This is a genomic window from Massilimicrobiota sp. An105, assembly GCF_002161155.1.
GTDB lineage: Bacteria > Bacillota_I > Bacilli_A > Erysipelotrichales > Coprobacillaceae > Allocoprobacillus > Allocoprobacillus merdigallinarum.
The window spans coordinates 1-21,073 of the sequence record NZ_NFLY01000004.1 but is presented as its reverse complement, the minus strand read 5'-3'; the positions used below and the strand labels follow the sequence as shown (position 1 = coordinate 21,073).

At 31.1% G+C, this 21,073-nt stretch carries 15 protein-coding genes, 2 tRNA genes and 1 pseudogene; 14 read left to right on the top strand and 4 right to left on the bottom strand.

What is annotated here, in order from left to right:
* From B5E48_RS01660 to B5E48_RS01640, 5 genes are all read left to right on the top strand, one after another.
* Positions 1-645, top strand: a complete 645-nt coding sequence (locus B5E48_RS01660; RefSeq protein WP_087303857.1) for a DUF4194 domain-containing protein — start codon at positions 1-3, stop codon at positions 643-645.
* Positions 614-3,826 (top strand): ATP-binding protein, encoded by a 3,213-nt coding sequence (locus B5E48_RS01655; protein ID WP_143746998.1) that lies wholly within the window; start codon positions 614-616, stop codon positions 3,824-3,826. Before B5E48_RS01660 ends, B5E48_RS01655 begins: the two co-directional genes overlap by 32 nt.
* A complete protein-coding gene (locus B5E48_RS01650) occupies positions 3,819-4,997 on the top strand; it encodes a Wadjet anti-phage system protein JetD domain-containing protein (RefSeq protein ID WP_087303855.1) in 1,179 nt (392 codons plus the stop codon). Before B5E48_RS01655 ends, B5E48_RS01650 begins: the two co-directional genes overlap by 8 nt.
* 86 nt (positions 4,998-5,083) lie before the next feature.
* Entirely contained in the window at positions 5,084-8,320 is a 3,237-nt protein-coding gene (locus B5E48_RS01645) for a DEAD/DEAH box helicase (RefSeq protein ID WP_158097242.1), read from the top strand.
* A gap of 10 nt (positions 8,321-8,330) precedes the next feature.
* On the top strand, positions 8,331-9,788 hold the full coding sequence (locus B5E48_RS01640) for a DNA-directed RNA polymerase subunit alpha C-terminal domain-containing protein (protein ID WP_087303853.1): 1,458 nt from the start codon (positions 8,331-8,333) through the stop codon (positions 9,786-9,788).
* Positions 9,789-9,842: 54 nt separating this feature from the next.
* Here B5E48_RS01640 and B5E48_RS01635 read toward each other — a convergent pair whose 3' ends face one another.
* Positions 9,843-11,198, bottom strand: a complete 1,356-nt coding sequence (locus tag B5E48_RS01635) for an NCS2 family permease (protein ID WP_087303852.1) — start codon at positions 11,196-11,198, stop codon at positions 9,843-9,845.
* Positions 11,199-11,484: 286 nt separating this feature from the next.
* On the opposite strand from B5E48_RS01635, the gene B5E48_RS01630 reads away from it, so the two are divergent.
* The 3 genes and pseudogenes from B5E48_RS01630 to B5E48_RS01620 all read left to right on the top strand — a co-directional run bounded on the left by B5E48_RS01630 (position 11,485) and on the right by B5E48_RS01620 (position 14,160).
* Positions 11,485-12,045, top strand: coding sequence for an RNA 2'-phosphotransferase (locus B5E48_RS01630; RefSeq protein WP_087243128.1), 561 nt, complete (start codon positions 11,485-11,487; stop codon positions 12,043-12,045).
* Between the two features lie 93 nt (positions 12,046-12,138).
* Positions 12,139-12,915: pseudogene (gene ucpA, locus B5E48_RS01625) on the top strand (SDR family oxidoreductase UcpA); the annotation flags it as partial.
* A gap of 312 nt (positions 12,916-13,227) precedes the next feature.
* On the top strand, positions 13,228-14,160 hold the full coding sequence (locus B5E48_RS01620; RefSeq protein WP_087297473.1) for a GTP-binding protein: 933 nt from the start codon (positions 13,228-13,230) through the stop codon (positions 14,158-14,160).
* Positions 14,161-14,170: 10 nt separating this feature from the next.
* Here B5E48_RS01620 and B5E48_RS01615 read toward each other — a convergent pair whose 3' ends face one another.
* Positions 14,171-15,127 (bottom strand): biotin--[acetyl-CoA-carboxylase] ligase, encoded by a 957-nt coding sequence (locus B5E48_RS01615; protein ID WP_087303851.1) that lies wholly within the window; start codon positions 15,125-15,127, stop codon positions 14,171-14,173.
* A gap of 93 nt (positions 15,128-15,220) precedes the next feature.
* Between B5E48_RS01615 and B5E48_RS01610 the strand changes: the two genes are divergently transcribed.
* The 3 genes from B5E48_RS01610 to B5E48_RS01600 are packed head-to-tail and all read left to right on the top strand — an operon-like array spanning position 15,221 to position 16,964.
* On the top strand, positions 15,221-15,721 hold the full coding sequence (locus B5E48_RS01610; RefSeq protein ID WP_087303850.1) for a DMP19 family protein: 501 nt from the start codon (positions 15,221-15,223) through the stop codon (positions 15,719-15,721).
* Positions 15,722-15,779: 58 nt separating this feature from the next.
* Positions 15,780-16,001, top strand: a complete 222-nt coding sequence (locus B5E48_RS01605) for an acyl carrier protein (protein WP_087297475.1) — start codon at positions 15,780-15,782, stop codon at positions 15,999-16,001.
* A gap of 36 nt (positions 16,002-16,037) precedes the next feature.
* Complete coding sequence (locus B5E48_RS01600) at positions 16,038-16,964, top strand: magnesium transporter CorA family protein (RefSeq protein ID WP_087303849.1); 927 nt, start codon at positions 16,038-16,040, stop codon at positions 16,962-16,964.
* Here B5E48_RS01600 and B5E48_RS01595 read toward each other — a convergent pair.
* On the bottom strand, positions 16,959-18,296 hold the full coding sequence (locus B5E48_RS01595; RefSeq protein WP_087303848.1) for an aminotransferase-like domain-containing protein: 1,338 nt from the start codon (positions 18,294-18,296) through the stop codon (positions 16,959-16,961). The genes B5E48_RS01600 and B5E48_RS01595 overlap by 6 nt on opposite strands.
* A 127-nt stretch (positions 18,297-18,423) precedes the next feature.
* Between B5E48_RS01595 and B5E48_RS01590 the strand changes: the two genes are divergently transcribed.
* The 3 genes from B5E48_RS01590 (at position 18,424) to B5E48_RS01580 (ending at position 20,041) form a co-directional block, all read left to right on the top strand.
* Positions 18,424-19,752 carry a 6-phospho-beta-glucosidase gene (locus B5E48_RS01590; RefSeq protein ID WP_087303847.1) on the top strand — a complete coding sequence of 443 codons (1,329 nt, stop codon included), beginning with the start codon at positions 18,424-18,426 and terminating at the stop codon, positions 19,750-19,752.
* Between the two features lie 91 nt (positions 19,753-19,843).
* Positions 19,844-19,934 (top strand) — tRNA-Ser (locus B5E48_RS01585).
* A gap of 30 nt (positions 19,935-19,964) precedes the next feature.
* Positions 19,965-20,041, top strand: a tRNA-Asp gene (locus B5E48_RS01580).
* 74 nt (positions 20,042-20,115) lie between these two features.
* Here B5E48_RS01580 and B5E48_RS01575 read toward each other — a convergent pair.
* Entirely contained in the window at positions 20,116-20,646 is a 531-nt protein-coding gene (locus B5E48_RS01575) for an NUDIX hydrolase (RefSeq protein ID WP_087303846.1), read from the bottom strand.
* Positions 20,647-21,073 lie beyond the last annotated feature (427 nt).

Below are 21,073 nucleotides of genomic sequence, written 5' to 3'. Positions count from 1 at the left end.
ATGAATAAATATCAGCAGGCCACAACATTTTATAATCATTATGTACGTTTAAGTGACTCGAAAAAAGAAGAATTTTCACGTTTGTGTAATAAATTATTGAGTTATAACTATATCTGTGCCAGTCGTCCTAAAGATCAGGATGACTATTATAAAATTGTTAGTGAATTAGATTTATATGTTCAATACTTTGCATTAATGGATTATGTTGTAGAACATCATCAAGTAGATAAAGTCATTAATTTATATAATTTACAAAATTATAATCGTTATACATTGAAGAAAAATGAATCCATTGTTTTATTGCTTTTTAGAAGATTCTATTATCAGAAGATGCAGGAAGTTTCATTAATAGATCAGATTACAATGACAATGGAAGAACTTCATGACGCTATGATTGTCACAGGATTATTTGAAAAACGCATCAATAAAGGTGAAATGAGAGACATATTGCGTATTTTAAGACGTTATCATATTATTGACACAACAGGACAAAGTGATGATGATCAATCAATCATTATCATTTATCCAACAATACTCTATGTTTTGCCAGTTCAACGGATAGAAGATATTGATCATCGATTAGCAGAATACAGCAGACAAGGTGGTGACAAAAGTGAAGAAGCTCGTGAAGATGAAGATTATTAACTGGCATCTTTTTAGTAATGAAACAATTGAAATCAAAAATAATGTCGTGATTACTGGAGAAAATGGAACAGGAAAGTCAACATTGCTGGATGCCCTTCAATATGTTTTAACTGCAGGGAAAGCCAAATTTAACAGTGCAGCTAATGATTCTGGAAAACGTAATATAGAAGGGTATATGCGTGGAAAACTAGGACGAGAAGGTAAGCCATTTTTACGTACTGGGGATGTAGTTTCTTACATTGTCTTAGAATATTTTGATGAAACATCCAAACGTTCACAACTAATAGGTGTCGTCCTTGAATTAAGTCAGGCCAATATAAAAAAGGAACTCTTTTTTCAAGTTTTAGACCAAAATATACAGGATGATTTGTTTATTCATAAACGACATATTTATAATCGTAACGAATTTAGAAAAGAATTACAAAGACGCAAGCTTAAAGCCAATTTTGCAGATAAGAAGAGTCAGGTTCCTTCACTTTTTAGACAAAGTTTAGGTGTCTCTTCAAAATATTTTGAACTGATACCTCGAGCCCTGGCATTTAAGCCTATTAATCAGGTATATAATTTTATTTATGATTTTTTATTGAATGAAGATCCTGTCAAAATTGATGATTTACGTAATAATATTCATGCTTATAGACATTTAAGTGATGTCTTAAAAGAACAACAGAAGCGTATGGAACTATTAGAACAAATTGAAAGAACATACCAACAATATCAAAAAACACTGAAACATTTAAAAAATTATGAATTTGTAAAAGATGTGTTTTATATAGAAAGCTTAAATTATCAAAAAGGACAATTGGTACAGGGAATTGCGAAAAACAAAAAAATGATTCAAGATATGGAACAACAGATATCTTTGATTCAAAATCAGTTGCATGATTTACAAAAAGATGTCTTTCAATTGGAAAGTACTCTTGAATCTAATGAAAGTTATCGTTTAAAAAAAGAACTGGAAGAAAATCTTCACCAGCAACAAAGACGTTTTGAACAGGTATCTCAAGACTATCAGCTCTATATATCACAATTACAGGAAGATATCACAATGTTAAAGCGTTTAAGAATGAAAGAGACTTTTGTTGAACGTATTCAAAATCAAGATTATGATAGTCAGTATTTAAGTGAACAGCTTTTTGATATCCGTAATGATTTAAATGAAAGACGAAATGTCAATATGCAAAAAATAGCTCAATATAATCATGAGTTCAAACAGCTTAGAGAAACCAGTCAGCAGTTCAATAAACAGATGGAACTGTTGAATCGTAATCGTTTTTATTATCGCAAAGAAGTCAGTGAATTAATCGAAGTTCTTTCAGTGAATCTGGAAGAATATTTTCAGCAAAAAGTTGAAGTTAAGCCTTTATGTGAATATCTGGAAGTAACAGATGAATCATGGCGTCAGGCTATTGAAGGTTATCTCAATACGCAGCGCTTTGATTTGATTATTGAACCTGTTTATTTTCAAAAAGCTATGCAAATTTATGAACAATATAAAGCAGAACATCATATTTTTGGTGTCGGTATTGTAAATGTGATTCCTTTACAGAAATATTCTCAAACAGCAGAAAATAGCTTGGCACAGTTTGTGACAAGTTATAATAGCTATGCCAAAAATTATGCCAATATGATTTTAAATAAGGTTCATTGTGTTGAACATGTTGAAGATTTGACACAATATCCAATTGCAATCACAAAGACATGCATGGTTTATCAAAATTATGCTGTGAGAGCTATCAATCCTAAAATCTACCAACAACCATATCTTGGACAAGAAGCTATGAAAATTCAAAAGCAGATCATTCACCAAAAATTAACTGATTTAAAGCAGGAGATGACACAGATAGAAAAACAAAAACAGGATGCATCAAGAATTGTCCATTGGATTGAACAGTCACATATCAGCGATCTTGTTAGAAATTTCTATATTATTGATGATTATTGTCTGCTTGAAAAACAAATTCAGGATTTAAAAACACGCTTAAGTGAGATTGAAGAAGATGATTCCATTATGACTTTGATGTTCCAGCTTGAACATCTTCAAAAAGAATTGAAAACAGTTCAAAATCAGCTGACAGAGAAACAAAATCAATATAGTTATGAAACAGTCAGCATGGAAAATAACCAGAAGTCTTTAGAATCTTTGGAACAGACTTTGTCATCTTTACCACCACTTCCTGTAACACTTGATCCAGAAGTTGAAAAAATCAAACAACGTTACCAAAAACGTTATGGCAGATATCAGTATCAGACAATCAATCATCAGCTGCAATCACGTATCAATGAAGATAATGCACAAGTTATCAAAGATCAAAAAGATGTGGAATATCATATGCGTTCCTTTAATCATGAAGCTAAAATGGGTTATGAAGAAAGTGTTGAAAACATTGATGCCTATTTAACGATGTATTATCAGTTAAGAGATATCGAAATTGTGAAGCGACAGGAAGATGTTCGTCAGGCACGCATGAAGTGTGAAATGTCTTTCCAGGAATCATTTATTTCAAGGCTTTATGAAAAGATTCAACAAGCTAAAAAAGACATTCAGGAACTGAATAAAGGATTGAAAAATAAAAACTTTAATGGAGATCACTATGAATTTGAAGTCAATCCAAGTCGCCGACCAGAATATCGACAATATTATGATATCATCAGTACAAACCAGCAATATAACAGCGACAATTTATTTGTTACGACGTTATCACAAGAAAATCGTCATGTTATGGATGAGCTGTTTAAACAAATGGCTTTATTAGATGATAATGAAAGTGGAGAAAAGTTACTCAGAAAATATACAGACTATCGTGAATATCTTGATTATGATATCAAGATAACTCATGAAAATGGTGATTTCACAAAGTTTTCTAAGGTCAATCGTGAAAAATCAGGTGGAGAGACACAGACACCATTTTATGTTGTGATTGCTTCAAGCTTTGAACAGCTTATTAAGCAACGATATCAGGAAGATTCAGGATGTGTTGTTTTATTTGATGAAGCATTTAATAATATGGATGAAACAAGGATTCAGTCTATGATGAAATTTTATAATGAACTCAATGTTCAGATTATTATTGCAGTTCCACCTGATAGGGCTAGTACAATTATGCCTTATGTTGATACCACTTTAGCGATTATCAAATCTGGAGATCATTCTTTTGTCGAGGAAATCATTCATGAATAAATGTGGAAAATTGGTTTTAAATCATTTATTAGATAAATATGAACGTAGTGTTTTGTCTAAACAAGGCTCAGATAAACATTTACGTATTCATACACCAGTGCGTAAACTGTTTCCTAAATATGATAACAGTGATTATTATCATGAACGTTTGTTGATTGATGAAGCACTTCATGATTTAAGAGAATTACATATCGTGAGTTTATCAATGGACCTAGATGGTATTGATGATATTGAACTTTCTTTAATGAATATTGAAAAAGCCTATCAATATGCAAATCGAACTTTTTCTTTAGAAACAAGAAAGACAGTTATTCAGCTATTGGAACAGACAACATTTTCATATGAATGGTTGGAGACTTTTCGCGTAGATATGTTAAAAAAGCTTTCTTTGTTTCAGTCGGTTTATCGTTATTTGAATCTTGATGATATTCAGGAAATCAAAGATATTTTCACTGTTTTAAAAGCTTTGCCATTACAAAATTATGAAATTTCATTAAGAAAGTTTTCTTTAGCAATTTTAAAAGATTCTAAACGTTTAGAAGTTATCAAAACACGTTTATTACATATTTTATTTGATTACTGTCCGGAAAGTTTTGCGGATGAAGATGATGCTTTTGCATATTTCAATATTATGAAAAATCCTGGTTTTCTCTATTTAAGGGGACGCATGGTCATTGAACTCAATGGTCAAGTCATTGATTTAGGGCGTTTAAAAAGTCCCTTTTCTTTGATGAGTGAAAATATAGAACAATTACATATCTTGGATATCCAAGATCAGAATGTTTTGACCATTGAAAATCTGACTTCATTTTATGATACTGTTTTAGATAATACACTTGTGATTTACTTAGGTGGTTATCATAATGCTTTAAGACGTTCGTTGCTGACAAAAATATATGCGCTTTATCCCCATCTAAAGTTTTATCATTTTGGTGATATTGATGCAGGAGGATTTTATATCTATTATCATTTAAAAGAAAAAACACAGATTCCTTTTGAGATGCTTGGCATGGATATTCCCACATTACAGCACTATCAGGCTTATTGTAAATCCTTAACGCAAAATGATAGACGTCGATTAGAGAAACTGCAGGAAAAACATCATTTAGAAGTTATCAGTTATATGCTAACGCACAATTGTAAGCTGGAACAGGAAATTGTGAATCTGTAATCAAAACATTTTCAAAGAGTCATGATATGGCTCTTTTTATTATGACAAAATATGATATAATGTGCACATATAAGGAGAATTCATCTATGAAAACTGATTTTAATTTATTAACTTTATTTTCTAATCCAAATAATATATCTATTGCTAAAAGTTATGATCGTTATGATAATGTTTTAAGCATTGATCTTGAACAAGTGGAAAATGGATATCATGTTGATGCTGTCGTGAGAGTTAGAAGTGAAGAGTTTCAATGTTCTTTTTCCTTTGATGAGGAGTACAGTTTAACGGATTACAATTGTGAATGTATCTGGTGCCGTGATGGGAGCCCATGTGCTCATATTGGTGCAGTTTTATTGAAGTTAAATCAACTGGAGATTCCATCTTTTCCATACCACTATACCAATTCTCAAATTGAAGAAGAAAAAAAGCGACAAGAAGAACATCGCCAACAACAACTTCAGCGCGCTTATGCTTTAAGAGCTTTAGAAACAAATAATTTAATTCAACAAAATAAAGAATATTATCATAATCAGGTAAGCTCATCAATTTCTCATGAAAAATATCAATTAACACCTTCTTTTTATAATGACGATGATGATTTATATTTAGAATATAAGATTGGTAATACGAAAAAATACATTATTAAGAATATTGATGAATTCTTGGAACATATAGAGAATGAGGAGCAGGTCAAATATGGCAAATTTCTACAATTTGTTCATACACGTGAAGCTTTTACAGATGAAGCATTAAAACAGATTGATTTTCTTAAAAATGCTAAAAATACAATGAATGAGATTTATCGCGATAACTACTTTTTTGATTTTCGAAGAGATTTCAATATAGGAAGATATTTATATATTCATACAGAATTTATTGATGAATTTTATGATGTCTATAAAGAATTAGATTTAAATCATTGCCATTTTGAAAATATTGATTATGCTATCAAAGTGCGATTAATCAAAGACAATCATTACTATATACTTCGTGTCACAGATGAAAATGTCTTTTATCATGGTAATCATTATATTTATTTTATTTCAAAATCTGATTCACAGACAAATATTCAGCGTCTTCAGATAAATTTAAATGATAAATCTTTTGATGCTTTACTTCATTTACTTAAAGAACCTATCTTTATTAAAGAAGAAGATTTTGATGACTTTTATAAATATGTATGGACACCTATGCAAAATTCTTTTGATTTAGAATGTGATTTTGAACTTATCCAGTCATCTTATACTTTTATTAAAATATATGGTGATATGAATGAAAATGAACAAATTTATTTTAAGATTTATTATGAAGATGAAAATCAAAATCGAATTCATGCTTTTCAAAATGATTTAATGACAACCGTTCAACAGGATATTGTAGAAACATATTTTCGTGAACATTGTCAGCAAATTGATGAAAAGAATGGTTGTGCCTATTTTAATAGTTATGATGAAAAAACATATGAATTTATGCATACAGGTATTGAATTTCTCCAACAATACAGTGAAATATATATTTCAGAAGCATTAAAGAAAATTGGGAAACCTGTTCATTATCAAATTCAGGTCGGTGTTAAAGTTGATCATGATCTTATATCTTTAGATATGAAAAGTACTCAAATTCCACAAATGGAAATTGCTGAAGTTTTGTCGAAATACCGTCGCAAAAAGAAATTTCATCGTTTAAAAAGTGGTGAACTTCTTTATCTTGAATCACCTGATTTGGAAGAACTATCAAATTTTATGGATGAATATCATATCAATGCAAATGATATTCAAAATGGAAGTCTGACTTTAAATAAAAATCGTGTATTTGCATTGGATAATAATGCAACAGAATTACAACATATACAAATTGAAAGAGATGAATCCTTTCAAAAACTTATTCAACAATTTCATCAGCATACACAACATCTTTATCCTTTAACACCATACTACAATCAACTATTGAGAGATTATCAAAAAGAGGGTTATCAATGGTTACGAACACTTTATGAATTGGGATTCAATGGGATATTGGCTGATGATATGGGATTAGGAAAAACATTACAGGTTATTGCTTTGTTGGATCAGTTAGAAACAAACAAGCCAAGTTTAGTTGTATGTCCTTCTTCGTTAATTTATAACTGGGAAGATGAAGTTCATAAGTTTTCTCAAACTTTACCAGTGACATGCATTGTATCGGATGCGAATACAAGAAAAACGATGATACATGCGATTTGTGGTAAACATCTTTATGTCACTTCTTATGATTATATACGTCGTGATATAGAGTTATATGATGCTATTGAGTTTGAATACGTGATTCTTGATGAGTCGCAATATATCAAAAACCAGAAAACAAAAAATGCAACATCTGTTAAACAACTCCATGCTCTGCATAAATTAGCACTGTCAGGAACACCTATAGAAAATTCACTAGCTGAATTATGGTCAGTCTTTGATTTTTTAATGCCACAGTATTTATATAATTACCATTATTTTCAAAAGAAATTTGAAACAGATATTGTCAAAAATCAAGATCAAAAGAAAATTCAACAACTTCAAAAAATGGTTTCACCATTTATTTTAAGAAGAAATAAAAAAGATGTCTTATTAGAATTGCCTGATAAGATAGAAAAAACACAATTGATTCCTTTTACACAACAGGAAAGTGAATTGTATTTTGCCAATCTTGCTCAAATTAATACACAACTTCAAGAATTATTTCAAATGGAAAAAGTTGATAAGATTGTGATTTTATCAATGTTGACAAAACTAAGACAAATCTGCTGTGAACCAAGAATGATATATGATAATATTTATCAAAGTTCATCTAAGATGAAAGCTTGTATGGATTTGATTTGTAATTATAAAGCCAACCATCAACAAGTCTTATTATTTTCATCTTTTACAAAAGTCTTCGATTTGATGGAAGAAGAACTAAAATTAAATGGCATTCGTTATTTTATCTTAACTGGTGGAACTTCTAAGGAAACAAGACGAGAACTTGTACAGCGTTTTCAAGAGGGTGAGGCTGATGTCTTTTTGATTTCTTTAAAAGCAGGAGGAACAGGACTTAATCTAACAAAGGCACAGGCTGTTATCCACTATGATCCATGGTGGAACATTTCTGCTCAAAATCAGGCAACGGATAGAGCTTATCGCATTGGACAACATCATAATGTTATGGTACATCAATTGATTATGAAAGAGAGTATTGAAGAAAAAATTCAAATCTTACAGGCTAAGAAGAAAGAATTAGCAGACATGTTTGTAGAAAACAGTGAGGGAAATATTTCTTCATTATCAACAGAAGATTTGAAAGCGTTGTTTGCTATGTAGGAGGGGTGTTATGAGATATTATATTAAAGAATTATTAAATCAGAATTATGAAATAGTAGCTATGGATGGATATGATGCCTATGTCAGCATATATAATCATGAAGATATTCATTTGACTTCTCAACAAAAAGAAGCTGTGTCTTGCTCATCTATTGATAACCAGTATTATTACGGCATTGGTCAAGAAGAATGTCACGACTATTGTCAAATGGCTCAATATTTAGATATGGATCCATTACGATTTTTACAATTTTATCCATCATCACGTGATTATGGAAATTATAAAAACTTTTCTCAATTTCAAGACATTCATCATTGCATGGATTTTAGAAAAATCATAGAAGATGAAATCAAAGAACTTGTTTTAAAAGAACAATTACATCCAGATTCATTATTGTATACTCTATTAAAAGCAAAAGGCTATGTTTATCAGTCATCTGATGAAAATATACCTTATGAATTGCTTCATACACCTATTGAAGAACTAGGATTAAGTGTCCGTAGTTACAATTGCCTGAAAAGAGCAAATATTCATACTTTACGTGATTTAAGACAAGTCATGAAAAATGATGAACTTTATAAAATAAGAAATATGGCTCATAAGCTTGTTAAAGAAATTATTGATGCATATTGTCAGTTTCTGAATCAGAATTTTTCTTATCATTTAGAGTTGCATTTCATGCAAAAAAAGAGTCCTATCACATTTGTCTATGATAAGCAAGGTTTTGCATTAAAAAGTATTGTATCTAGCATTTTTCAAGACTTTTTCTTGGCTGATCACAAAAGTTTGTTAAAACATCATGATGCAATTTTTACCCCCAAAATAACAAATGTTCTTTTATGGATGGGCTACAGCAATATTGATGATGTTGAGCCTCACTTACCAAAGCTCGATGATTATTTTTATAAACTTTCTTTTACATCAAAGCCAGATGCTCTACAAAAAAGGTATAATGACTATCTTCATGCTCATATCACATATCATGAAATTCCTTATTCCATTTATCAAAAGCTTATCAATCAGGAGGCTTCACAAAAAGATATACAAAATGCCTTGCAAAAATATAATGCCTATGTTGAAAGTGTTGTTGAACAAATTAATAATAAAATATATTATGTCGAAAACGATCAGACAAGAGAATTTCATCATGATGATGAAAACGATACTGTTGATATATATGATATGGGTATTTATGAATGTATTCAATATGATGATTTGAAAAAGATTATGGATTCATTAGAAGATATCTGTGTTATCAAAGAGGTCATGAAAAAAATAAGATTATCACATTCTTATTATATTATTAAGGATCTCAATGAATATAAAGCACAGGTAGACATGATTATCAAAAATCATTCTCAATTAGAAGCCAAAGAACTTATAGAACAACTATTAGATAATCCGTTTTTATTAAAACATCAATACGAAGAACTTGTTCAATATATTCGTCTCAAATATAATAGCTAAATATTTCTATGAAAAAGGAGTTGCTCTGATGAGTCAACTCCTGAATTTTTTGTATTAAATAATCGCAAGTAAGACAAAGTTTAAGATAAATAATAATGCAACACCAGCAATAATAGGGTGAATATCTTTGGCTTGTTTCTTAAAGATTTTAATTAAACAATAGAAAATAAAGGCACTGGCAATACCATAAGAAATACTATAACAAAGAGCCATAAAGATACCTGCAAAGAAAGCTGGAATCGCATCTTCTAAATTTGACCAGTCAATTTCAGCAAATGATGAAACCATCATACATCCAACAATAATTAATGCTGGTGCTGTTGCAGCTGAAGGAATGGCACTGACAAAAGTTGCTAAAAAGGCACTTAAAGCAAAGCAGATGGCTGTGACAACAGATGTTAACCCTGTACGACCCCCAGCCCCAATACCAGCAGCACTTTCTACATAAGTTGTTGTATTTGAAGTTCCAAAAATAGCTCCAATAGATGTTGCAGTTGCATCCGCAAACAATGCTTTATCCATTTTAGAACTGAATCCACTACTTGTTTCTAATGCTTTTTCATCTTCTTCAGAGAAAATACCACTACGTCTACCAGTTCCAATAAATGTACCAATTGTATCAAAAGTGTCTGACATACTAAATGCAAAATTAGTAATTAAAACTAAAGGTAAACGAGACAGATCACTAAATAATGAAGGTAAACCTTCAGATGTAAAAATAACACCAAATGTTGAAGGTAAAGCACTTAATGCTTCACTAAAGCTAACAGTATCTGTTGTGGTTGTCACACCAAAAGGAATACCTAAGATAGTTGTGACAATAATCGCAATTAAAATGCCACCTTTCACATTTTTTAATGTTAAAATAGCTGCTAAAACCAATCCAATTAAGAAAATCCATAAAACAGGTTGATTTAATGTAGCAATGGCAGGAACACCGCTATCAAATGTAATAAAACCAACATTTAAGAAACCTAAATAAGCAATAAAGACACCAATTCCACCACCAATAGCATTTTGTAAAGATTGTGGAATAGCCTTAATAATGATTTTTCTGATCTTTGTAACAGTAATGAAAATATTAATCAAACCACAAATAAAAACCATTGATAAGGCTTGTTGCCATGTGAATTGTAATTGAAAACATACTGTATAAACGAAAAATGCATTCAATCCCATTCCAGGTGCTTGAGCATAAGGAACATTTGCTACAAGTCCCATAATTAAAGTTCCAACCACTGCAGAAATAATTGTAGCTAAGAAGACAGCTCCCCATTCCATTCCAGCTTGTGATAATGTATTTGGATTGACTGCAATAATATAAGCCATCGCAAAGAATGTTGTAATTCCAGCCATCACTTCTGTTGAAACAGTCGTTCCATTTTCTTTCAATTTAAATAATTTTTCCATTTTTTCTCCCTTCTCCTGATTTTAATCAAGAATGTCTAAACTTTATCATATTTCAAATTAATTTTCAAATACATCCATCAAATGACTTTATTCATATCATTATTTATCAATGCTTCATAGAAAATATTATTAAGAAATATGATTTTCTTGTATAATAAATTTGAAATCAAAATTCAATTTAAACGATATCATCAATAAATTCTGTTATGTTGAAAAAGATGTAGCAAGATATCGCTATATTTATGAACAGCATTTCAAAAAGAAAGTCAGGAGGGTTTAAGTAAATATGAAATTGACACCTATAAGTCGTTACATGGCATTACTGTTACGTCATCATCCTGAACAGGCAGGGATAACCTTAGATGAACATGGCTGGGCACATGTAGATGAATTAATCAAAGGTATTCAAAAAAGATATCCACAATTTCAACGAGAGATATTAGAAGAGATTGTTCGCACTGATTCAAAACAAAGATATGCTTTTAATGAAGATCATACTTTGATTCGCGCTAATCAGGGTCATTCTATACCTGTTGATATTGAATTCAAACATGCAGTGCCACCTGATATTTTATATCATGGAACAGCTAAAAAGTATGTATCTTCTATTCAACAGCAAGGTTTGATTTCTAAGTCGCGACTTTATGTTCATTTATCGACTGATGTTGAAACAGCTATAAAAGTAGGAAAAAGACATGGAGAACCTGTTATCTATCAAATTGATGCGAAACAAATGTATCAGGATGGCATTATTTTTTATCTTTCAGCTAATTATATCTGGCTCGTGAAAAAGGTTCCGCTTCAATATATGAAGCGACTGGATATAGAAAATATAAATCAGACATGAAATGTTTGAGTGTTATGTTCAAAAGGATTACAATAAAGATATAGATAATAATAAAGGAGACATGAATTTATGGGAAAATGAGATGGAAAAGTTGCAATCATTACAGGAGCGGCTGCTGGATTGGGTGAAGGTATTGCAGAAGCCTATGTGAAATATGGAGCTAAAATCTGTATGATTGATTTATCGAAAGATGTTGAACAGACAGCTCAAAAGCTACGTGATCAATATCATGGTGATATCATCACTTATGTGGGTAATGTTGCTGATAAAAATCAAATGAAAGAAGCAGTTCAAAAGACAGTGGATACATTTGGAGAAGTGAATATTGCCTGCTGTAATGCTGGAGTTTGTCGCTTAGCACCATTTGAACAAATGAGTGATGAAATGAGAGATTTTCATATTGATGTCAATATCAAAGGTGTATGGAATACTTGTCAGGCAGTCATTCCTTATATGTTAAAACAAGGGAAAGGAAGTATTGTGATTGCTTCTTCCGTGACTGGAGATATTGTGGCTGATGCAGGAGAAGCAGCTTATGCCATGACAAAAGCTGCTTTGGTTGGTTTAACAAAATGTCTAGCGGTTGAATATGCCAGCCGTCATATTCGTGTGAACTGTTCACAACTTGGTTATGCCAGAACACCAATGGTTGAAAAGATGGCAGTAGAATCAAATCCAGATGATCCAGAAAGTGCAATTGCTGATATTGCCAAAGGCGTTCCAATGGGAAGACTTGCCAAACCAATAGAAGTTGGAGAATTATTTGCATTTTTAGGTAGTGATGAGTCAAGTTATATCACTGGTTCACAGTTTGTTATTGATGGTGGAAGTACATTGCCTGAAACGATGAGTATGGGAACAAATGAATAAAATGATAGAGGGAACATGTCCATTCCCTCTTTTTTCATGATCATGAAAGTAGTAGAATATTAAAAAATATGTTAAAATATGCCATATAATCACAAGTCTATATGATGTTATAGACAAGTTATTCAACTTATCAATGTTTAAGTATGATTATAATTCAATAGATTCATGAAAAGTGGTATTATGATTTTTGATGGGGGTGTTTATTAAACTGATTAAATACAGATAGAATCAATAATTAATGAGCTTCTTTTTATGACACTCATTTGAACATGTTTATAAAAGATAATTCCATAAATGAAGGGAGATGGTAATTTGACAAAGGTAGATTTAATTACTGGTTTTTTAGGTTCAGGAAAGACTACATTTATTAAACATTATGCCAGTTATCTGGTGAAGCAGGGATATAAAGTGGGTATCATTGAAAATGACTTTGGCGCTGTCAATGTGGATATGATGCTTTTACAGGAATCATTAGGTACACAATGTGATTTAGAAATGATTGCGGGTGGTTGTGATCGCCAAACGCATCAAAGACGTTTCAAGACCAAACTCATTTCAATGGGCATGTTAAAATATGATTATCTTTTGGTTGAACCATCTGGTATATATGATGTTGATGAATTCTTTGATGTCTTACATGAAGAACCTTTAGAAAACTGGTATGAAATAGGAAATGTTTTTGCTGTTGTCAATGCTCAAATTGAACAGCATTTATCAAAGACTTCACGTTTTTTATTAGCTTCTCAAGTTGCTCATGCAGGATGTATTTTATTGAGTCATTATCAGGAAGCCAGTTTGGAAGAAGTGAAACAGACAATTCATTTCATTCAACAATCTCTTTATGATGTACAATGTCAAAGAGTGCTTCAAGAAACGGATTTTGATACACATTGGATGCAATGGACGGACGAAGATTTCCAAAGTTTTATGAATAAAAGTTATGTGTTGAGTGATTATATGAAACATGAGATTGATTATCAAAAAGCATATACATCATTATATTTTATGAATAATCGTTTGAATCAGACAGAATTCAAGAAAGCTATTGATTCTATTTTTCATGATTTGTCATGTGGACATGTTTTTCGTATCAAAGGATTTATATCTGAAAATCAACAATGGATGGAATTGAATGCCACTCAAGATCATATCTCTTTACAACCTATATCTGATGGACAGGATATTGTGATTGTCATTGGAGAAGATTTGAATCAGGAACATATTGAAACTTATTTAAAGCCATAAAAAAACATCGTTACGACGATGTTTTTTTTCGTATAGAAACTTCTCCAGAACAAAGCTGACTGATGCCTTTTTCAGTTTGAATCTTTAATGATGCATCATCATGAATATCTAAAACATAAGCTGTATAGGTCTGATTATTTTCATAGACGGTAATATTTTGATGTAAAATATAAGAATGCTGACGATAAAAATCAAGAAATGAAGATGTCTGTAAGTTTTGATAATCTTGATAGAAAATATGAAAAAAATCTATAATGAGCTGTTCACGAGAAACTTTTGTTGTACAAAAGTCTTCAATACAGCCTGCAATATTTTGTAGTTCATTAGGCATTGTATAAGAATGAACATTGATACCAATACCGACAATCATATTTTCAATACGAGCTGTATTCATTTCAAGACTCGCTTCACATAAAATTCCTGCAACCTTTAAATCCTGAATCATAATATCATTAACCCATTTGATTTGAGGGTAAACAGGATAATTTTTTTCAATCGTTTTGACTAGCGATACAGCCAGGCATGCAGTGATTTTTAAAGAATCATAAATGGTCAGATCTGGTTTTAAAACAAAAGATAAATAAATCCCTTTTTGTTGAGGGGAATGAAAGCTTTTTCCATTTCTTCCTTTTCCTTTTGTCTGTGATTGGGCAATGACAATATCTCCCTGTTGATGAGGTGATCTTTTTAAATAATCATTGGTTGAATCAATATCATCAAAATACTCAATGTTCTTAAAAAAATCAGGAATCTGTGCTTTGATATGATCAATCAAGATCGCATCATTATCGTCAGTTAAACAATATCCTTTTTTTGTCGATGATAAAATATGATATCCTTTCTCTTTTAATTTTTTTATACATGTTGATATTGTCATACGTGACACATTTAAACTTTCACAAATATCTTGTCCAGAAATATATTCATTTTGGTGTTGTTTTAATATTTTTAAGATTTCTTTTTCCATGCATTTATTATAGCTTATGTTTATAGGAAAGATAAAGGGATATTATGTACTTTTTCACTCAAAAAGTATAAAATAGAGATAGGAGGTGTGAATATGCCAACAGTAGAAGATGTATTAGATGATTTGACTTTACAGGCCAGTGAGATTGTATCTAGAGAAGATGATAGTCAAATTGTCATAGATTTATATAATGTGATTTCTCAAAAGTGTGAAAACGGAGATTTATTAAATGAATTGAATGGAATCGAAAGAGTTTTCTATCTCTGTCAGACTTTTGTTTTGATGATGGGTAGTGGTGGTATAGAAACCTATTACAAAGAGCCATCAGGAAATTATGCTAATGAAACAGTGGAAGCATTACTAGAAATGAATGCTAAACGTACTGCTTTGATTTTGGATAGAGGCAATGGTATTTTTCATGAAGGGATTGTCCCAGAAAATCAGCAATTAAGAATAGAAGAATTGAAAAACTTGGATTATAGTGAAATTTCATGGTTGTTTGATTTATTGGATCAGGAGTTTTTGCAGTTAAAAGAAGATTTAGAAATGTTAAGTCTGAATTATGTTTTGAATCATAAAGAAGCTTTTATGTAAGAAAAGAGATTGTGTTTTCTAAAAGATATGATTATAATGAAAATGAGGTGAATAAGGAATGAATTATTTTGATAAAATAAAAGAGAGATTATCATCTAAATTAAAAGGTCAGGAATTAACAAAAGAATCTTCTTTTAAAGATTTAGGTATTGATTCATTGGATTTGGTTGATTTAGTCTTTGAATTAGAAGAAGAAATTGGTGTTGAGTTTCAAGATGATGAATTGTTGAAAATTACAACAGTACAAGATTTATTAGATTTAATTGATACAAAGAAATAGGGGAAACTCTATTTCTTTTTTGGTAGGAGGAAAGTTATGATTTATCAGGTTGATCATCAAAAAGAAATTGTTAATATTCATGATATTCAAGAGGAACATCGTTATATTGCGATGATGGATTTAGAAGAACTCAAGTCCTGTTATCAGGAGTTTGGCATTGATGAAGCTGCTATTCAACGTTTAGAAGATCCTTCATTATTTCATCAAAATATGATTATTCCAGCATATCATTATTATTTTGGTTTGGTTCATTTGATTAATGCAAGAGATATTTTTGTAAAGAAAGATTCATTGGCGTTATTTATCTTTAAAAATATATTTTTGGTTGTTGTGATTGATGATGAAGATCATCACATCAATCAGGTTTTTCAATCATCCAGTGATTATGTTTTACAAAAAGAAGTTTCTATTACAAGACTTGTTTATTATTTTTTAAGTGACCTTCTCGCTGCTGATTATCAGTATCTTGAAGAACTTCAAAATGAAATTGAGGAACTAGAAACACAAGAAGAAGATTCCATGCATTTTACAAATCAGTTAAGACAGTTAAATAAAGAATTGCTGTTATTACAAAATTATTATGAAAACTTCATGACGATAGGTGAAGATTTAGAAATGAATCATCATCATATTTTTGAAGATGATGATTCAAGATATTTTGAAATCTTTACACGTCGTATTGAGCGTTTATCAAAAAATGTAGAAATGTTAAGAGAAATCTTGAATCAGGCTCATAGTGCTCATCAGTCTAGAGAAGACTATAAACTGAATAAAACAATGCAATTTTTTACTGTTGTCACAACGATTTTTATGCCATTGACTTTAATTGCAGGATGGTATGGGATGAATTTTGAAAATATGCCTGAATTAAAAAGTATATATGGTTATCCAGCTGTGATTGTATTAAGCTGTATTGTTGTGATTGGATTGATTGTTTTATTTAAGAAAAAGAAATTTTTATAACATGTCTAAAAAAACTTGATAAAAGATTTGTAAAGCTTCTTTTAAATCATGACTATCAATTCTTGCCAGACTTAAACGAATCGAAGGATGAAAATGGGAAGGATCATAAAAACATCTTTCATTACGGGCAATTTTGATTTGTTTTTGTTGGAGTCTGGTTTGAAATAAATCAAGATTGATATCAACAAGGCATTGAATGGTTAAATAGTAACCAGAATAGCTGGAAATCACTTGAATCAGTTGTGAATCCCAGTTTTGAGTGACTTTTTTGATAATCTGATAATCTTTTTTTAAATGATTTTGTAGTTGCTGAGTTTGTTTTTTATAAAGTGAGCTTTTAATGTAGGATTCTAAAGTGGCTTGAGAAATTAATGATGGTAATTGATAAGAATAATAGTAGGATTGATGACTCAATTTTTCAAATGTGTTTTTAAAGTCTTTATGAATAATCGCAGCACCAATACGTAAATAAGGAATTGTTTTTGAAAAGCTTGTTAGATAAATACAGTTTTGTCCTTCCATATAATAATAGAGTGGTAAATAATGTGATGTTGATGAACAATGTCCAAAGTAATCATCTTCAATAATATAGACGTTATACTTTAAAGCCAGTTGCGCAATTTTTTGACGCATAGAGGTAGAATAAGTTGTTCCTAAAGGATTATGATTACGTGGAATGGTATAAAAGAATTTAATGTCATAATGTTGAAAGAGATATTGTAATTGAGTTAAATCAATACCATTTTCATCACGGGTAATTGTCAAAACAGGCAATGATTGAGATTTTAAAAATTGAACATAATAACTATATGTTGGCTCTTCAATCAGAATATATGTATGCTGATTAGGAAAATCAATAGCCGATAAAAAAGATAACATTTGTGTAACACCTTGAATCAGATAGATAGAACTTTCTTGAGTATAAATGCCCATGTCAAAAAAGAAGTCGGCTAAAGTCTGGCGTAAAGATTGAACACCTTGTAAAGACAGGTTCAATGAAGATTCCCTATATTCTTCAATAGCTAAAGATAAGCAATGTTTGGCATCTTCTAAAGATGTTGCTTTGATTGCAGGATTCCCTGTTTCTAGTGAAAATTCTTTTGTATTGGATATTGGTAAGATAGGGGAACCAAGTACATAATAGCCACTTTGTGCTTTGGCATAAATCAAATGTTGATGAATCAATAATTGATAAGCTTTGATCACTGTTTCTTTACTACATCCTTGTTTTTTAGCCATAGTTCCAATCGAAGGCAGACGTTCTCCCTGTTTATAAACCTGTTGCATGATATCTTGTTCTAATGATTGAGCTAAACGTTCATATTTGGTCATATTGATCAACTCCTTAAAGATAGTATATCACATTCTAAATTATACCGGTATAGTTAACAATTCATTGTATTGCTTTTTTGAATAATTATTTTATAATGAAATCATCAAGAAGAAAGAGGTGCTCAAAATGAATAAAGATGGTGTTAAAATTGTAACAATTGGTGGAGGAAGCAGTTATACTCCAGAATTAGTAGAAGGGTTTATTAAAAGATATGATCATTTACCAGTTAGAGAATTATGGTTAGTAGATATTGAAGCAGGACGTGAAAAATTAGAAACAGTTGGTGCGTTGGCAAAGCGTATGGTTAAAAAAGCAGGATTACCAATGAAAGTCATTTTAAGTTATGATCGTCGTGAAGCTTTGAAAGATGCAGACTTTGTCACAACACAAATGCGTATTGGACGTTTACCAGCGCGTGTGTTAGATGAAAGAATTCCATTAAGCCATGGTTTAATTGGACAAGAAACAAATGGAGCTGGAGGAATGTTCAAAGCTTTCCGTACAATTCCTGTGATTTTAGATATTGTTAAAGATATTGAAGAGTTATGTCCAAATGCATGGTTAATCAACTTTACAAATCCAGCTGGAATGGTGACTGAAGCTATTTTACGCTATACAAACTTTAAAAAAGCCATTGGACTTTGTAATGTTCCAGTGAATATGGTTGCTGGTTTTGCAAAAATGTTAAATGTTGATGAAAGTCAAGTGACAATGGAAGTTCAAGGGGTTAACCACTTTATTTTTGCAACTGATGTTTTTGTTGATGGGGTTTCACGTTTTGATGAATTATTGCATAAATATGCATATTTGAAACCTGAAGATACAATTCAAATGAAAAACTTCGTATCTTTACCATACTCTCCATCATTTATCAAAGGATTAAAAGCCATTCCTTGTCCATATCATAATTACTATTTCTTTACAAAAGAACAATTAGAAGAAGAATTAGAACAATTGAAAACAGGAACAGTTCGTGGAGAAGTTGTCAGCAAGACTGAAGAAGAATTATTTGAATTATATAGTCATGAAGAACTTCAGGAAAAACCAGAACAATTAGCAATGCGTGGAGGAGCTAAATATTCTGATGCAGCATGTAATTTAATTGCTTCTATCTATATAAATAAAGGTGATATTCAATATGTGGATGTCAGAAACAATGGCGCTATTGCTGATTTACCAATGGATAGTGCAGTAGAAGTGGCTTGTCGTATTACTGCAGATGGTCCACAACCTATCGCAACAGGAGATTTAAGATTACCAATTAGTGGATATGTTCATATGATGAAAACATTTGAACGTTTAGTTATTGAAGCAGCCATCAAAGGTGATCGTGATTTAGCAGTGACAGCTTTAAATATGAATCCATTATGTCCAAGTGATGAAATTGCTAATATTGTGATTGATGAATTATTAGAAGCACATAAAGATTATTTACCACAATTCTTTAATAAATAGAGTTAGTTCGCTAACTCTTTTTTGTATAAAGTTTTTTCATTTTAGTATTGAAATCTTTAAAAAGGTATGTTATTATAGTTAGGCAACTGAAGGAGACATACTCAAGAGGCTGAAGAGGCGCCCCTGCTAAGGGTGTAGGTCGGGAAACTGGCGCGAGGGTTCAAATCCCTCTGTCTCCGCCATTTATGTAAACCCTTGGCAGTTGTTATATTGGTCTGGTAGTTCAGTTGGTTAGAATGCCGCCCTGTCACGGCGGAGGTCGCGGGTTCGAGCCCCGTCCAGACCGCCAATATAAAATGATAACTATTCCATCAAGGAATAGTTTTTTTGTTTATAAAAGAAAAAAGTGGCTTTACCACTTTATCATTGATGATCTTTTTGATAGGCATACATAATCGCAATGACTGTTTTTGCATCAACGATTTCACCGTCTAATACTTTTTGATAAGCTTCATCAATATCCATCTTGATAATATCAATAAACTCATCATCATCACCAGCTAAAGCATCATTGACTTCTTCAAAATCAATCGCTTCATAAAGATAAAGCCATTCGCTTGTATAGCCTGGAGAAGGTAAAACTTTCATAATAAATTTCATATCACGAGCACGATTATTTGTTTCTTCTTCTAATTCACGAAAGGCACAATCTTGTGGATCTTCATCTTTTTCTAACTTTCCAGCAGGCACTTCAATAGTTTGAATACGATTAGGATATCTAAATTGTTTCACAAGAATGATTTGATGTTCTTTAACAGCTAAGATACAAACACCACCATGATGATAAACAACTTCACGATAGGCATGTTCACCATTTTCTAATTCGACTTCTTCTCTTGTGACTTGCATAATTTTACCATCATAAATAAGTGTTCTTTGAATCTCTTTTTCCATGATTTTTCACCTCCTCCATATTATAACATAAAATAGAAAAAGAAAGTATGCGGGGGAGCATACTTTCTTCTATCTCTATTATTTACACGTTAGGGTGATAATAGGGGGTATGTTTAAGTGACAACCACTTAACATAAATAATTATAACAGAGTTTTAAGAGATGTAAAGGCTTTCAAATAAAATTGTGTATTTTTTTAAGAAATTCGTAAATTGAAAAACTAAATTCCATCCCTAAATCAATTTATATGGAATTTAATTTTACAAATCCAATGATAGAATTTAATTCTGCAAACTTTTATAATAATAATGGGTATTCCTTCTACTGGAGGTGCTCATCATGGCTAATCAGAAACATTTAACTGCTCTTGATAGAATCACAATTGAAAATGGTCTAAAAAATAACGATTCTTTCAAGGCCATTGCCAA

Coding starts and splice junctions, on each gene's coding strand:
- B5E48_RS01660 (WP_087303857.1), top strand. CDS start 1: ATGAATAAATATCAGCAGGCCACAACATTTTATAATCATTATGTACGT.
- B5E48_RS01650 (WP_087303855.1), top strand. CDS start 3,819: ATGAATAAATGTGGAAAATTGGTTTTAAATCATTTATTAGATAAATAT.
- B5E48_RS01645 (WP_158097242.1), top strand. CDS start 5,084: ATGAAAACTGATTTTAATTTATTAACTTTATTTTCTAATCCAAATAAT.
- B5E48_RS01640 (WP_087303853.1), top strand. CDS start 8,331: ATGAGATATTATATTAAAGAATTATTAAATCAGAATTATGAAATAGTA.
- B5E48_RS01635 (WP_087303852.1), bottom strand. CDS start 11,198: ATGGAAAAATTATTTAAATTGAAAGAAAATGGAACGACTGTTTCAACA.
- B5E48_RS01630 (WP_087243128.1), top strand. CDS start 11,485: ATGAAATTGACACCTATAAGTCGTTACATGGCATTACTGTTACGTCAT.
- B5E48_RS01615 (WP_087303851.1), bottom strand. CDS start 15,127: ATGGAAAAAGAAATCTTAAAAATATTAAAACAACACCAAAATGAATAT.
- B5E48_RS01610 (WP_087303850.1), top strand. CDS start 15,221: ATGCCAACAGTAGAAGATGTATTAGATGATTTGACTTTACAGGCCAGT.
- B5E48_RS01605 (WP_087297475.1), top strand. CDS start 15,780: ATGAATTATTTTGATAAAATAAAAGAGAGATTATCATCTAAATTAAAA.
- B5E48_RS01600 (WP_087303849.1), top strand. CDS start 16,038: ATGATTTATCAGGTTGATCATCAAAAAGAAATTGTTAATATTCATGAT.
- B5E48_RS01595 (WP_087303848.1), bottom strand. CDS start 18,296: ATGACCAAATATGAACGTTTAGCTCAATCATTAGAACAAGATATCATG.
- B5E48_RS01590 (WP_087303847.1), top strand. CDS start 18,424: ATGAATAAAGATGGTGTTAAAATTGTAACAATTGGTGGAGGAAGCAGT.
- B5E48_RS01575 (WP_087303846.1), bottom strand. CDS start 20,646: ATGGAAAAAGAGATTCAAAGAACACTTATTTATGATGGTAAAATTATG.